The organism is Mesorhizobium sp. M7A.F.Ca.US.011.01.1.1 (assembly GCF_003998295.1).
Taxonomy (GTDB): Bacteria; Pseudomonadota; Alphaproteobacteria; order Rhizobiales; family Rhizobiaceae; genus Mesorhizobium.
Genome location: NZ_RZRT01000093.1, coordinates 1 through 14,283, shown reverse-complemented (window position 1 = coordinate 14,283; position 14,283 = coordinate 1). Strand labels below are relative to the sequence as shown.

At 64.8% G+C, this 14,283-nt stretch carries 16 protein-coding genes; 13 read left to right on the top strand and 3 right to left on the bottom strand.

What is annotated here, in order from left to right; all coding sequences use genetic code 11:
* Positions 1–181 (bottom strand): NAD-dependent epimerase/dehydratase family protein (locus EOA13_RS35070; protein WP_127290780.1); only part of this gene is annotated, 181 nt, incomplete at its 3' end.
* A gap of 504 nt (positions 182–685) precedes the next feature.
* Positions 686–1,636 (bottom strand): LysR family transcriptional regulator, encoded by a 951-nt coding sequence (locus EOA13_RS35065; RefSeq protein ID WP_023808937.1) that lies wholly within the window; start codon positions 1,634–1,636, stop codon positions 686–688.
* A gap of 93 nt (positions 1,637–1,729) precedes the next feature.
* On the opposite strand from EOA13_RS35065, the gene EOA13_RS35060 reads away from it, so the two are divergent.
* From EOA13_RS35060 to EOA13_RS35000, 13 genes are all read left to right on the top strand, one after another.
* Positions 1,730–2,635 carry a dioxygenase gene (locus EOA13_RS35060; protein WP_127297768.1) on the top strand — a complete coding sequence of 302 codons (906 nt, stop codon included), beginning with the start codon at positions 1,730–1,732 and terminating at the stop codon, positions 2,633–2,635.
* Between the two features lie 3 nt (positions 2,636–2,638).
* Entirely contained in the window at positions 2,639–3,598 is a 960-nt protein-coding gene (locus EOA13_RS35055) for a VOC family protein (RefSeq protein WP_127297767.1), read from the top strand.
* On the top strand, positions 3,595–4,254 hold the full coding sequence (locus tag EOA13_RS35050) for a dienelactone hydrolase family protein (RefSeq protein ID WP_127297766.1): 660 nt from the start codon (positions 3,595–3,597) through the stop codon (positions 4,252–4,254). The genes EOA13_RS35055 and EOA13_RS35050 overlap by 4 nt, the downstream gene beginning before the upstream one ends.
* On the top strand, positions 4,254–5,315 hold the full coding sequence (locus EOA13_RS35045; RefSeq protein ID WP_245490576.1) for a maleylacetate reductase: 1,062 nt from the start codon (positions 4,254–4,256) through the stop codon (positions 5,313–5,315). Before EOA13_RS35050 ends, EOA13_RS35045 begins: the two co-directional genes overlap by 1 nt.
* A 27-nt stretch (positions 5,316–5,342) precedes the next feature.
* Positions 5,343–6,617 carry an ABC transporter substrate-binding protein gene (locus EOA13_RS35040; RefSeq protein ID WP_127297764.1) on the top strand — a complete coding sequence of 425 codons (1,275 nt, stop codon included), beginning with the start codon at positions 5,343–5,345 and terminating at the stop codon, positions 6,615–6,617.
* 59 nt (positions 6,618–6,676) lie between these two features.
* A complete protein-coding gene (locus EOA13_RS35035; RefSeq protein WP_127297763.1) occupies positions 6,677–7,393 on the top strand; it encodes an ABC transporter ATP-binding protein in 717 nt (238 codons plus the stop codon).
* Entirely contained in the window at positions 7,393–8,094 is a 702-nt protein-coding gene (locus EOA13_RS35030) for an ABC transporter ATP-binding protein (protein ID WP_127297762.1), read from the top strand. Before EOA13_RS35035 ends, EOA13_RS35030 begins: the two co-directional genes overlap by 1 nt.
* A 67-nt stretch (positions 8,095–8,161) precedes the next feature.
* Positions 8,162–9,025, top strand: a complete 864-nt coding sequence (locus tag EOA13_RS35025; RefSeq protein ID WP_127297761.1) for a branched-chain amino acid ABC transporter permease — start codon at positions 8,162–8,164, stop codon at positions 9,023–9,025.
* A gap of 8 nt (positions 9,026–9,033) precedes the next feature.
* A complete protein-coding gene (locus EOA13_RS35020; protein WP_127297760.1) occupies positions 9,034–10,083 on the top strand; it encodes a branched-chain amino acid ABC transporter permease in 1,050 nt (349 codons plus the stop codon).
* Positions 10,083–11,837, top strand: coding sequence for an FAD-dependent monooxygenase (locus tag EOA13_RS35015; RefSeq protein WP_127297759.1), 1,755 nt, complete (start codon positions 10,083–10,085; stop codon positions 11,835–11,837). Before EOA13_RS35020 ends, EOA13_RS35015 begins: the two co-directional genes overlap by 1 nt.
* Positions 11,838–11,847: 10 nt before the next feature.
* Complete coding sequence (locus tag EOA13_RS35010) at positions 11,848–12,738, top strand: intradiol ring-cleavage dioxygenase (RefSeq protein ID WP_127297758.1); 891 nt, start codon at positions 11,848–11,850, stop codon at positions 12,736–12,738.
* Positions 12,738–13,556 (top strand): SDR family NAD(P)-dependent oxidoreductase, encoded by an 819-nt coding sequence (locus tag EOA13_RS35005; protein WP_127297757.1) that lies wholly within the window; start codon positions 12,738–12,740, stop codon positions 13,554–13,556. The genes EOA13_RS35010 and EOA13_RS35005 overlap by 1 nt, the downstream gene beginning before the upstream one ends.
* Before the next feature lie 74 nt (positions 13,557–13,630).
* A complete protein-coding gene (locus tag EOA13_RS35000; protein ID WP_245490575.1) occupies positions 13,631–14,071 on the top strand; it encodes an ABC transporter substrate-binding protein in 441 nt (146 codons plus the stop codon).
* A gap of 19 nt (positions 14,072–14,090) precedes the next feature.
* On the opposite strand, the gene EOA13_RS34995 is transcribed toward EOA13_RS35000, so the two are convergent.
* The coding region (locus EOA13_RS34995; protein WP_164780078.1) for an IS3 family transposase at positions 14,091–14,283 on the bottom strand (193 nt) is incomplete at its 5' end.

The window sequence follows — 14,283 nt, the reverse complement described above, 5'->3', positions numbered from 1 at the left end:
GATAGCCGGCATTGGTCTTGCGGCTCGCCTCGTCCAGAAGCCGCAGCCTCGCCTCCTTGATCTGCGGATCGTAGTAGTCGTTGACGTTGTCGATGCCGACGACCTCGTCACCGCGCTCCAGCAGCCGCTTGGCTACGTGATACCCTATGAAGCCGGCAGCGCCGGTGACCAGAACCCTCATCAGAAGCGCCCATCCGTAACATGCCTGGGGAACAGACCCTTGATGTCGTAGATGACGCCCGGGGTCTTGGAGGACATTAGCTGATCTGGTCGCGCGGAGTTACCCTCGCCGTGAGGTGAAGGCAAACCGGTGACAGGAGGCTCAACCAAGATCGATATTCGCACTTACAAACCTTCGGCCTCTTCGTCGTCGAGTATCTGTCACCTCAGCGCACCCTTGCCAGCGCGTGTGGGACGCCGGCTTTGTACCCAACCGAATACAGGCACGGGAGTTCCATTCCTGCACGGAATGGGGTGGGAGAGCCGCACTTCATTGCTGGCGATGCTGAATAGGCGCCATGAACCAGCTTCGCTGATCCTGGCGCTCACCGGCGTGCCCTTCAGCTCCTCAAACCGGGATCCCGTTCGGGAAAAACGAGACTGGCCAATGGACGCCCGATCGTCTCGCTGCTCCAAACGTCCGCTCCTGGCTCTTGGAGCTGTAAGGGGCGCCATGTCGGCTGGATTACCGCCCCCAGACGACGGCATTCTCGTGCCGTTTGATGATGTGCTTCAGATTCTCGAAGGCGGTCGTGACGTGGCCCGCGAAGCGCTCTGCCGCGGGCGAGCGCGGTCCGCTGACCCGGCGCAGGATACCAAGCGAGCGGCTGGGCTGCGGAATTTCATAGGGCAGCACCGTCACCCGGTTTTCCTTGCGCTGCGCGAACACCACGGAGAATGGCAGCACCGCCAGCGCATCGGTTTCGGCAAGGAAGTTGATCACGCTCATCAGCGAGCCTCCCGAATAGCGGACGTTGAGGTCCGACATGCCGATGCTCATCAGGATCATCTGCAGGTCCGACATCAGCGGAGAGCCGGGTAGGGGGGCTACCCAGGGAAAGCTGGTCAGGTCATGCGCCCTGAGGCGACGATTTCGCAGCAGGGGATGGTCGGGCCGGCAAGCCACGACGTTGCGTCCGGGCAAGATTTCGGTGAATTCGAAGCCGGGTCCTAGGTCGAGCACGCCGATCGGCACGATCCCGAGATCGATCTGGTTGCTCTCCAGCGCCGCGACCATCTCGGGCAGGTTCATATAGCTTTGCTGAACGGTGACCTCGGGTTCGAGCTTCTGGAATTCTCCGATCATCCGGCTGATCATCGCATCCATGAAGAAGGGCACGCCGCCGACACGGACGACGCCCTTCGTGCCTTTCATGAAACCCTGGACCGCATCCGACGCCTTGCGCGACGCGGTGATGATCGTGCGGCCCTGCGCCGCCAGCTGGAAGCCGAGCGGTGTCGCCTGCAACGGCCGGCGGCCCTTGAGGAAGAGCGGCTCACCCACCCGCGCCTCCAGCATGGCCAGCGATCGGCTGACCGCCGGCTGGGTCAGGCCCAGCATGGCGGCTCCTTCCGACACGCCGCCTGCATCCAGCACCGCGGCGAGCTGCATAAGATGGCGCTCGTTCAGCTTCATAGCAAAACGCTATACAAGGGACGTCACATCTCATCAAGCACCGCGTCGGGCCGTGCTATTCCGCTTGGCAAGGGGAAGGGAGGCCCCGGCGGAATGCACGGCCAGCACGACCCGAAGCGGGATGAATTCCCCAAGGCGATATCGACGCAGGCCGAGGAATTCTCGCGGCGCCTGACAGCAATGGGCCAGTCCCGCCTGGCGGCGGCGGCGCAGGCTGCGGTGGATGGTTTGCACGCGCTGATCGTGGAGTTGCGGCCCTCCGGCGAGGAATTCCGCCTGGCGATCGATTTTCTGACCGAGGTTGGCCACTATGCCGATGCGCGGCGCCAGGAATGGGTGCTGTTCGCCGACGTCCTGGGCGTGTCTTCGCTGATCGAGGACCAGAACAGCCCGCGCCCCGCCGGGGCGACACCAAACACCCTGGCCGGGCCCTTCTACCGGGCCGATGTGCCGGAGATGGCGCCCGGCGCGAACATCTCGCGCGATCACAAGGGCGAGCCGCTGGAGGTTGCCGGCCGCATCGTCACACTCGACGGCGCGGGGATCGGCGATGCGACGGTCGAGATCTGGCAGGCCAATGCCGAGGGTCTCTACGAGAACCAGGAACCCGACAGACAGCCGGAATTCAATCTGCGCGGACGCTTCCGTACCGATCCGCAGGGACGGTTCCGCTTCGCGACGGTGAAGCCGAAGGGCTACACGCTGCCGTCGGACGGACCGGTCGGTCAATTGATGTCAGCGCTTGGCCTCGGCCTTGAGCGGCCGGCCCATATCCATTTTCGCGTCTCGGCGGAGGGCTTCGAGACGCTGACGACCCACATCTTCGACCGGTCGGACCCTGCGATCGGCCGGGATGCCATCTTCGGGGTCAAACCCGAACTCATGGCCGAGTTCCGCGCGCTGCCGCCCAGTGGAGGAAAACGGAAGCACGCGCTCGACCTCAACCTCGTGCTCTGTCCACAGCGGCGCAGCGATACCGAAACCTCTGGGAGGAGATGACCGATGGCACGTATCAGCGGCTACCACCATTTGACGCTCTCGACCGACAGCGCTCAGGAAGATTTTGATTTCTATACCAAGGCACTCGGCCTGCATTCGGTGAAGCGCACCGTCTTGTTCGACGGCGTCATCCCTGTCTATCACCTCTATTACGGCTCGCCCAACGGCGATGCCTCGACGATCATCACCACCTTCCCGTTCCGCAAGCCAGGCGTCTATGGCCGCCGCGGGTCCAACCAGTCGCGCACCATCATGCAGTCGATTCCCAAGGGGGCCGCGGATTTCTGGGTCGACCGGTTGAACGCGCGCGGCATCGAGGCCGTCAAGATCACTCGTTTTGGCGCCGACCGTGCGGCTTTCGCACATCCCTGCGGCATTCCGCACGAGCTGGTGGAAAGCGACAGGGATACGCGCGCGCCGATCACCAACGAGGCGCAGGGCATCGGCAAGGCGCACGGCATCAAGGGAATATACGGCGCCGTGGTGGCGGTGATGGACCGCACTGCGATGGACGACTTCCTGACCATCGCGTTGCCGCTGGAGAAAGAGGCTGACGACCATGAGGGACTGGTGTTCCGCGTGCCCGACGCGACCGGCGTCGCTCAGCGCGTGGAGGTCATTGTCGACCGCGACAGCCCGCAGGGCACCTGGACGCTGGCGGGCGGTACGATCCACCACCTCGCCCTCAATACCGGCGACGAAGAGAACCAGCTGAAACTGCGCGCTCATATCGAGGGTCTCGGCTTCACGGATATATCGGAGCAGAAGGACCGCAACTACTTCAAGTCCTGCTATGTCCGCTCGCCCGGCGGCGCGCTGTTCGAAATTGCCTGGACCACGCCGGAAGGCTGGGCCAAGGACGAGCCTCCGGGCCAGATCGGCAAGACGCTGGTCTTCCCGCCATGGTTCAAGGACCGTGAGAGCGAATTGCAGGTCGGCCTGGAAGAGGCGGATTTCACGTGAGTTCAGGCAGCGGTCCGCTCCGGCTTGGGCCAAGAGGTCCGGAGGCGAAGGCGATCTGCGTCTTCGTCCACGGCCGCGGCCAATCGCCCGAAGAGATGCAGTCCCATGTGCTGTCGCGGCTATCCGCGTCGGCCGTGGCCTTCATCCTGCCGCGCGCGCCGCTCGGCATCTGGTGGGAGGCGCGTGCCGTCGACCCGTTGACGCCGGTCGCCCGCGCGCAGCTTTCGGATGCGCTCGACCACCTTGCGGCCGCAATGGCCGCGGCGCGGGCTGAACTGCCCGGACTGCCGCTGCTTCTCGCGGGCTTCTCGCAAGGGGCGTGTCTCTCGATCGAATATCTCTGCGCGGGGCTGCCGCCGCCGGACGCTTTGGCGGCCTTCACGGGCTGCCGTGTCGGTGTTCCGGCGGACGAAAGATCCGAGGCCGCGCCAGCCGGAATGCCGATCTATCTTTCCGGCGGCGATGCCGATCCCTGGATACCAGTCTCGGCGTTTGCCGATGCCGCGCAGTCGCTGGGCCGGATTGGCGCGAGCCTGCGGGCCGATCTCTTCCCGGGACGGGGCCATGAGGTCTCGGACGCCGAGGTCGTCATGCTGGGCACGATCCTCGACGACCTCGCGGCCGGGCGCGGCCCGCGCATGGAGGCGGCGCGATGATGGACAGCTTCACCTTTCCGGGCCTGACGACACGGGTGGTCTTCGGTGCCGGCACCATGGCTCGCGTCGAAGAGGAAGTCCGGCGGCTCGGCCATGACAAGGTGATGGTGCTTTCGACACCGCATCAGATGGGCGATGCGGAAAGACTGGCCGTAAGCCTTGGTGGCCTCGCCGCCGGGATCTTTGCCGGCGCGGTCATGCATACCCCTGTCGAGGTCACGGAAAAGGCCGTCGATGCCTTCCGCAGCAGCGGCGCTTCGGCGGTCGTCAGCCTCGGCGGCGGCTCGACCACCGGGCTCGGCAAGGCCATTGCCGTGCGCACGGGCGCCGACCAGGTGGTCATTCCCACCACCTATGCCGGCTCGGAAATGACCGACATCCTCGGCGAGACGGCGGCCGGCGAGAAGACTACCCGCCGCTCGCCGGACATTCGTCCCGAGACGGTGATCTACGACGTCGATCTGACACTGAGCCTGCCGGTAGGCCTCACCGTCACCTCGGCGATGAATGCGATCGCTCATGCGATGGAGGCCTTGTATGCCCCCGATCGCAACCCGGTGATCGTGCTGATGTGCAGGGATGCCATGGTTGCCTTCAAGGACGGCATTCCAAGGCTGATCGGCGACCCGCAGGATCGCGCGGCGCGGACGCAGGCGCTCTATGCGGCGTGGTGCTGCTCGACTGCGCTCGGCTATGTCTCGATGGCGCTGCATCACAAGCTGGCGCATGTCTTCGGCGGCTCGTTCGACACGCCGCATGCCGAGACCCACGCCATCCTGCTGCCGTACACGACCGCCTTCAACGAAACGGCGGTGCCCGATCTGCTGCGCCCGATCGCCGAAGCATTCGGTGGTGGCTCGGCGGGCGGCGGGCTCTGGGATTTCGCCCAGTCGGTCGGCTCTCCGCTGAGCTTGAAGGCGATCGGCATCAAGGAGGCCGATCTCGACCGCGCGGCGGCGATAGCGGTGAAGAATGCCTATGCGAATCCGAGGCCGATCGATCCGGGATCGATAAGGGAACTTCTTCAGGCGGCGTGGAAGGGACGCCGTCCGGGGGCTTGAGAATAAAACAAGAGGGAGGAACTACACATGATCACAAGACGTAGCCTACTGAAAGCCTCGGCGGCGACGGGCCTGGCGCTCGCCGGTTCGCGCCTGGCGACGCCGGCCATCGCGCAAGGCGCCAAGATCCGCCTGGGCTATGTTTCGCCGCAGACCGGGCCGCTCGCCGGCTTCGCGGAGAGCGATGCCTACAACATCAAGGCCTTCCTCGCTTCCGAGGCAGGCAAGAACTTCGATGTCATCGTCAAGGACAGCCAGTCGAATCCCAATCGCGCGGCCGAGGTGGCGAAGAGCCTGATCGTCGATGACGAGATCAACCTGATGCTCGTCGGCTCGACGCCCGAGAACACCAACCCTGTGGCCACCACCTGCGAGGCGGAGGGCGTGCCGGTCATCTCGACGATGGCGCCGTGGCAGCCCTGGTCCATCGGCCAGCAGGGCAGTCCGGCCGATCCGGCCTCGTGGAAGCCTTTCAACTTCGCCTATCATTATTTCTGGGGTCTCGAAGACATCATCGCCGTCTACACCGGCATGTGGAAACAGCTTTCCACCAACGGCAAGGTGGGCGGGCTGTTCCCCAACGATGCCGACGGCAATGCCTGGGGCGACCCGAAGAATGGGTTGAAGCCCGGCCTCGACGCCGCCGGCTTCAGCCTTGCCGATCCTGGCCGCTATCAGAACCTTTCGGACGATTTCACCGCGCAGGTCAACGCCTTCAAGGCGGCCAATGCCGAGATCGTCACGGGTGTAGTCATTCCGCCCGATTTCACCACCTTCTGGAACCAGGCCCGCCAGCAGGGCTTCAAGCCCAAGGCGGTGACGGTCGCCAAGGCGATCCTTTTCCCGCAATCGGTCGAGACGCTCGGCGATGCCGGCCACAACCTCTCGTCCGAGGTCTGGTGGTCGGCCTCGCATCCGTTCAAATCGTCGCTGACCGGCGAAAGCTCGGCGGAACTCGCGGCGGATTTCACCGCCAAGACCGGGCGTCCCTGGGCACAGCCGATCGGCTTTGTCCATTCGCTGTTCGAGGTGGCGGCCAATGTCATGGGCCGCGTTTCGGATCCGACCAATGCCGAGGCGATCGCGGCGGCGATAGCGGCCACCGACATGATGACCGTGGTGGGCAAAGTGGCCTGGAGCGGTGCGGGATTGCCACCTTTCGCCGCGAAGAACGTCTGCAAGACGCCGCTCGTTGGCGGGCAGTGGCGCAAGAAGGCCGGTGGCGGCTTCGATCTGGTGATCGTCGAAAACGCCGGCGCTTCCGAGATACCCACCGCCGGCAAGATGGAAGCCCTGGCCTGACGCTGCCGAGGGCGGCTGATACCGCCGCCCTCGTTCGGCGCGACCCAAGGATGACAGTGATGATACTCAGGCTGGAAAACGTTTCGAAGTCCTTCGGCGCTTTGAAGGTTGCGGATTCCGTGACCGTCAGCGTGCCGCGCGGCGAAGCGCTGGGTATTATCGGCCCGAACGGCGCCGGAAAATCGACCCTGTTCAACCTGATCACCGGCAACTTGTTTGCAAATGAGGGTCGCATCGAATTGCTCGGCCGCGACGTGACCCGTGCTCCGGCGATGGAGCGGGTGCGCATGGGCGTTGGCCGCAGCTTCCAGATTCCGCAGCCTTTCGAGGGGCTGACCGTGTTCGAAAATCTCCTGACCGCCGCCGCCTTCGGCCGCGGCGGACGCGAGGCCGAGATGGTCGACGATTGCGCGCGCATCCTCGAGGAGACTGAGCTTTTGAGGAAGGCCAATGTCGTGGCCGGCTCGCTGAGCCTTCTCGACCGCAAGCGCCTCGAACTCGCCCGCGCCTTGGCGACAGGCCCTGAGCTTCTGCTCCTGGACGAGATCGCGGGCGGTCTGACGGAGGGCGAATGCAAGGCGCTGGTCGCGACGATCAGAGCCATCCACGCCAGGGGAACGACCATCATCTGGATCGAGCATGTGCTGCATGCCCTGACGTCGGTGGTCGAGCGGCTTCTGGTGCTGGATTTCGGGCGTGTGATCGGGATCGGTGCGCCCGATGAGATCATGGCCTCGAAGGCGGTTCGCGAAATCTATCTGGGGCTCGAAGTCTGATGCTGGAAACGCGCGGCCTCACCGCGAATTACGGCCAGTTCCGTGCGCTGTTCGGCGTCGATATCACTGTCGCGGTGGGAGAATGCGTAGCGATCATCGGCGCCAATGGCGCCGGCAAATCCACGCTGATGCGCTCGATCACGGGCGTGATCGGCAACGAGCCCGGCATGGTGCTGCACAGGGGCGAGCCGATTGGCGCGTTGTCTTCGGCCGAGATCATGAAGCGCGGCATCGCCATGGTGCCGGAAGGACGCCGGCTGTTCCCTTCGCTTACCGTCGAGGAAAACCTGCTGGTCGGTGGGCAGGCGCGCAAGGTGCCGGGGCCGTGGAACCTCGACGCCGTCTATGACCTTTTTCCGATCCTGCGCGAGCGGCGCAAGAGCCCCGGCACCGCGCTCTCGGGCGGCCAGCAGCAGATGGTGGCGATCGGCCGGGCGCTGATGTCGAACCCCGAATTGCTGCTCTGCGACGAGATCAGCCTCGGCCTGGCGCCGGTCGTCATCCGCGATATCTACGCAGCCCTTCCCAGGATCCGCCAAGGAGGCGCCGCGATCGTGCTGGTGGAGCAGGATATCGGCAGGGCGCTGGCGGTGGCCGATCGCGTCTACTGTATGATGGAGGGTCGCGTCACGCTGGCCGCCAGGGCGGCCGAGGTCACGCGCGATGACATCCATTCCGCCTATTTCGGAGTGGCGGCATGACGCGGCAACCGAAGCTCTGTCATCTGCTCGCGCAGCGCTCTTATGGCCTGATCGAGGTGGCGCGGCGATGATCTGGCTGGACACCCTCGTGCAGGGGATTCTGCTGGGCGGGCTCTATGCCCTGTTCGCAGCGGGGTTGAGCCTCGTCTTCGGCATCATGCGGCTGGTGAACCTTGCCCATGGCGACCTCATCATTCTTGCCGCCTACCTGGTGTTGATGGGCGTCACGCTGCTCGGCCTGTCGCCCTGGATCGCTGCCTTGATTGCCATGCCGGTGATGTTCGGGCTCGGCTGGCTGCTGCAGGCCGCCGTCTTGAACCGCGTGCTGGGCAAAGACATCCTGCCGCCGCTTCTCGTCACGTTCGGCCTGTCGGTCGCCCTGCAGAATGGGCTGCTCGAGCTCTTCTCCGCCGACAGCCGCCGCATCCCGGTGGGCGCGTTGGAGGGGGCATCGCTCGATCTCGGGTTGGTTACGGTGGGGATCATGCCGTTGATGACTTTTGCCTCGGCGATCGTGATGATCATTGCCCTGAACGGGCTCTTCTACCACACCGCCCTCGGCCGTGCCTTCCGCGCCACCTCGGACGATGCCGTGACCGCTGGGCTAATGGGGATAGAGCCGAAGCGGATTTTCGCGATCGCCACCGGGATCGCAATGGTCGTGGTGACACTGGCGGCGCTCTATCTCGGCATGCGCGCTAACTTCGATCCATCGATCGGACCGGCGCGGCTGATCTATGCCTTCGAGGCAGTGATCATCGGCGGCCTCGGCAGCCTGTGGGGAACGCTTGCCGGCGGGATCATCATCGGCGTGGCGCAGACGTTCGGTGCGGCGCTCAATCCGGAATGGCAGATCCTGGCCGGCCACATCGCCTTCCTGGCCGTGATGCTGCTCAAGCCGCGCGGGCTTTTTCCGCGGGCAGTGGATTGAGGGGCGGCATGTATCGACTGACAACCCGCACCCGCGCCGGCACCGTGACCGCGATCACGGTGCCGATCTTGATCGTCGCCGCGCTCGCGCTGCCTGCCGTGGCTTCGCGTGGCGTCATACAGGATCTATTCTTCATCCTCACCATGCTGACGCTGGCGCAGATATGGAACCTGCTGGCGGGCTATGGCGGCCTGGTGTCGGTGGGCCAGCAGGCTTTCGTTGGCATCGGCGCCTATGCGATATTCGCCGGCGTGATCCTGCTCGGCTGGAATCCGGTCCTGGCGATCCCGCTGGGCGGCCTTGCAGCGCTGGTGCTGGCGGTTCCGACGGCCTTCTTCGCGTTCCGTTTGCAGGGCGCCTATTTCGCCATCGGCACTTGGGTGATCGCCGAAGTGACGCGCCTGCTGGTCGCGCAGTGGAAGGCGCTCGGCGGCGGCACCGGCACTTCGCTGCCGCGCGAGGCGACGAGCAGCATCCTGGGCACCGATGCGGTCCGGGCGCTGTTCGGGGTCCGCGAGGCCGCGGCACGCGATGTCATGGCCTACTGGCTGGCTTTGGCGCTGCTCGTGGCCGTGACGGGAGGCATTTATTGGCTGCTGCGCAGTCGCCTCGGCCTGGCGCTGGCGGCCGTGCGCGACAATGTCGACGCGGCGCAATCGGTGGGCGTCGATACCGGCCGGCTCAGATGGGCGGTCTTTCTGATCGCCGCGGCCGCCACCGGGCTGACCGGCGCGCTGATCTTCCTGCAGACGGCCCGCATCTCGCCGAGCGCGGCCTTTGCCGTCACCGACTGGACCGCCAACGTCATCTTCATTGTCGTCATCGGCGGCATAGGCACCATCGAGGGGCCGATCCTCGGTGTGCTGGTCTTCTTCGCGCTGCGCTCGGCGCTGGCCGACTACGGCAGCTGGTACTTGATGACACTCGGCCTCATCGCCGTCGTCGTGATGCTTTTTGCGCCAAAGGGGCTGTGGGGGCTGATTGCGTCCCGCAAGGGCCTGCACCTGTTTCCGGTTCGCCGCAGGCTGACCGGTTCGAAGATCAAGGGAGGAATTTGATGGCGGATATCGAAACCGACGTGCTGATCGTCGGCACTGGCCCAGCCGGCTCGGCCACCGCCGCGCTGCTGTCCAGCTACGGCGTCGCCAACATGATCGTCAATCGCTATCGCTGGTTGTCGAACACGCCGCGTGCCCACATCACCAACCAGCGCACGATGGAAGTGCTGCGCGACCTTGGGCGGGAGGTAGAGGCCGAGGCCATGATGCACGCCTCCCCGCAGGAGCTGATGGGCGAGAACGTGTTCTGCGAAAGCCTGGCCGGCGAGGAGATCGGCCGCATGAAGAGCTGGGGCGTCCACCCGCTCTCGAAGGCCGAACATCTGCTGTCGTCGCCCTGCTTCATGAACGATCTGCCGCAGACCTTCATGGAGCCGATCCTGTTCAAGTCGGCCTGCGCCCGCGGCACGCAGGCACGCATGAGCACGGAATATGTCAGCCATGTCCAGGATGCGGACGGCGTGACCACGACCTGCCGCGATCGGCTGTCGGGCAAGGATTTCACCGTGCGGTCGAAGTTCCTCGTCGGCGCCGACGGCGGCAACTCGCTGGTGGCCGAGCATCTGGGCCTGCCGCTCGAGGGCAAGATGGGCGTCGGCGGCTCGATGAACATCCTGTTCAGGGCCGATCTCTCGAAATATGTCGCCCACCGGCCGAGCGTCCTCTATTGGGTCATGCAGCCCGGCGCCGACGTCGGCGGCATCGGCATGGGTCTCGTTCGCATGGTGCGGCCGTGGGACGAATGGCTGATCGTCTGGGGTTACGACATCAACCAGCCGCCGCCGGACGTGACGCCGGAACTGGCCACCAGCGTCGCGCGTCAACTGGTCGGAGATCCCGCGCTCGAGATCGAGCTCCTGGGCGCCAACACCTGGACCGTGAACAACTGCTTCGCCACGCACATGCAGAAGGGGCGGGTGTTCATCATGGGCGATGCCGCGCACCGGCATCCGCCCTCGAACGGGCTCGGCTCGAACACGTCGATCCAGGACGGGTTCAACCTCGCCTGGAAGCTTGCCAAGGTCATCAAGGGGCAGGCGGGGGTCGGGCTTCTGGACAGCTTCTCGGCTGAGCGCGCGCCGATCGCGCGCCAGATCGTGACGCGCGCGAACCAGTCCATCGCCGAGTTCGGACCGATCTTCGAGGCGCTCGGCATGGATGGCGGCGTCGATCACGACAAGATCCAGAGGAACATGGAGGCTCGCGCCGACGCGACGCCCGCCGCCGAAGCGCAGCGCGAGGCGCTCCGCAAGGCCATCGCCTTCAAGAAGTACGAGTTCGACGCCCATGGCGTCGAGATGAACCAGCGCTATGCGTCGGGGGCGGTGGTGACAGACGGCCAGGGAGAGCCGGCGTTCGAGAAGGATCGCGAGCTGCACTATGCGCCGACGACCTGGCCGGGCGCGCGCTTGCCGCATGTCTGGGTCTTCGAGCGCTCGGGCAGGAAGGTCTCGACGCTCGATCTTTGCGGGCATGGCGAGTTCACGCTGTTGACCGGCATTGGCGGCGAGGCGTGGGTTGCGGCGGCGGAAACGGTGGGCGCGGAGCTTGGTCTGCCGATCCGCAGCCATGTGATCGGCCCGCGCCGCGCGATCGAGGATCATACCGGCGACTGGGCCGGCGCACGGGAAATCCGCGACACCGGCTGCCTGATCGTTCGTCCCGACCACCACGTCGCTTGGCGCTCCGAAACGCTGGCGGCCGATCCGGCGGCCGAACTGCGCCGGATCTTCAAATCCGTTCTGGCGCGCTGAGGAGGATCGCATGATCGATGAACACGAATCCGGCTATTTCACCGAAGCGACCTCGGCCGAGGTGGTCGTGGCGCGGAACAGGAACGCTGAGGATGAGCGGCTCAAAGAGGTGATGGAGGTCATCACCCGCAAGCTGCACGAGGCGGTGAAGGAGATCGAGCCGACACAGGAGGAATGGTTCGGCGCGATCATGTTCCTGACGCGGACGGGCCAGATCTGCAACGAGTGGCGGCAGGAATACATCCTGCTGTCGGATGTTCTCGGCGTCTCGATGCTGGTCGATGCGATCAACAACCGCAAGCCGTCGGGCGCCTCGGAATCCACGGTGCTGGGACCCTTCCACGTCGCCGATGCGCCCGAACTGCCGATGGGCTCGAACATCTGCCTCGACCAGAAGGGCGAGCCGATGTTCGTGCATGGCCGCATCCTCGATACCGAGGGCAAGCCGATCGCGGGCGCCAAGATCGACGTCTGGCAGGCCAATGATGAGGGCTTCTACGACGTGCAGCAGAAGGGCATCCAGCCCGACTTCAACCTGCGCGGCGTGTTCCGCACCGGCGCCGACGGACGTTACTGGTTCCGCGGCGTGAAGCCCAAATACTACCCGATCCCGGATGACGGCCCGGTCGGCAAGCTGCTGGGCGCGCTGGGGCGTCACCCCAATCGCCCGGCGCATCTCCACTACATCGTCGAGGCCGAGGGCTTCGACCCGCTGACCACGCACATCTTCGATCCGGACGACCCGTACATCGATTCAGATGCCGTCTTCGGCGTGAAGAAGAGCCTGCTCGCTGAATTCCGCAAGGTCGAGGACGCCGAAGCCGCTGCCAGGGTCGAGGTTGCGTCCCCGTTCTACGACGTGGAGTTCGATTTCGTGCTGTCGCGCAAGGGAGGAAACTGATGGCCGCACTCGAGAAGATGTTCGATGTCAGAGGCAAGTCGGTGATCGTCACCGGCGGCGCCAGCGGCATCGGGCGGGCCTATGCCGAGATCATGGCCGAGCACGGGGCGAAGGTCTGCATCTTCGACCTGAACCCTGCCGGGCTGGAGCAGACCGTGGCGGCGATCAAAGCGGCGGGCGGCGATGTCTGGGGCCAGATCGTCGACGTCGGCGACCGTGCGGCCATGGCCGCGGCCTTCGACAAGGTGGCCGGGAAGGCGGGTTCGATCGATGTCGTGTTTGCCAATGCCGGGATCGACGCCGGGCCGGGCTTCAACACCCCGACGGGCGAAAGGAACCCCGAGGGCGCCATCGAGAACCTGCCCGACGAGCACTGGGACAAGGTGATCGAGATCAACCTGACCTCGGTCTACACCACGATCAAACATGCCGTCCGGCACATGAAGCCGAATGGCGGCGGCCAGATCATCGTCACGTCGTCCATTGCATCGCTGATCAACGAGAGCATCGTGGGCACGCCCTACATGCCCGCCAAGGCCGCGGTGAACCATCTCGTTCGCCACATGGCGATGGAGCTTGGCGCCTACAACATCCGCATCAATGCCATCCTGCCCGGACCGTTCATCACCAACATCGCCGGCGGTCGGCTGCGCAATCCAGCGGACCGCGAGGCCTTCGAGGCCCAGTCGCTGCTCGGTCGGATCGGCGACCCCGAAGAGATCAAGGGCCTGGCGCTTTATCTGGCGTCGCCGGCCGCGTCCTACGTCACGGGCTCGCTGATCGTCATCGATGGCGGCTCACTGCTGAGGATGACCTGAAGCCGCAGTGAATGGAGACCGGCACCGCCGATAAGGGCGAGGCGGGGAGAGCTCAACAATGGGAGGAACCGACAATGACCTACTACAACAAACTGGTGAGATCGGGCTTGCGGCCCAGCCGCCGAAGTGTCCTGAAGGGAATTGGAGCCGGCGTTGCCGCCAGCACGCTGGGCATGCCGGCCTATGTTCGCGCCGCGACGGCGGGGAAGATCAAGCTCGGCTATCTCAGCCCGACGACCGGACCGCTCGCCCTGTTTGGCGAAACGGATGGCTACACCTTGCAGAAGATCCGCGCCCTGCTCGGCGGCCAGCTGCAATGCGCCGACGGCAATACCTATGAGATCGAAATCCTCGACCGCGACAGCCAGTCCAATCCGAACAAGGCATCCGAAATCGCCGGCAACCTGATCCTGAACGACGAGGTGCATCTGCTCGTGCCGGCCTCGACCACCGACACGATCTTGCCCGCGGCCGAGCAGGCCGAGCTTTATGAAACGCCCTGCATTTTGAACTGACCCCTTAAAGTTGGACAGTTTAAGGTGCCGGCAGATTTAAGGGCTGGGTTCTGTATTGCACAGGGCTCAGCCCTTTCAGTTTCAGTTTGATGCGATCATGATTGTAGTAGTGGATGTAATCCTCGATGCTGGCCTTGAGGCTCTGAACGTTCTCGAAGGTATTGGGGTAGAAGAGCTCGGATTTGAGTGTTGCGAAGAAGCTCTCGATAGGT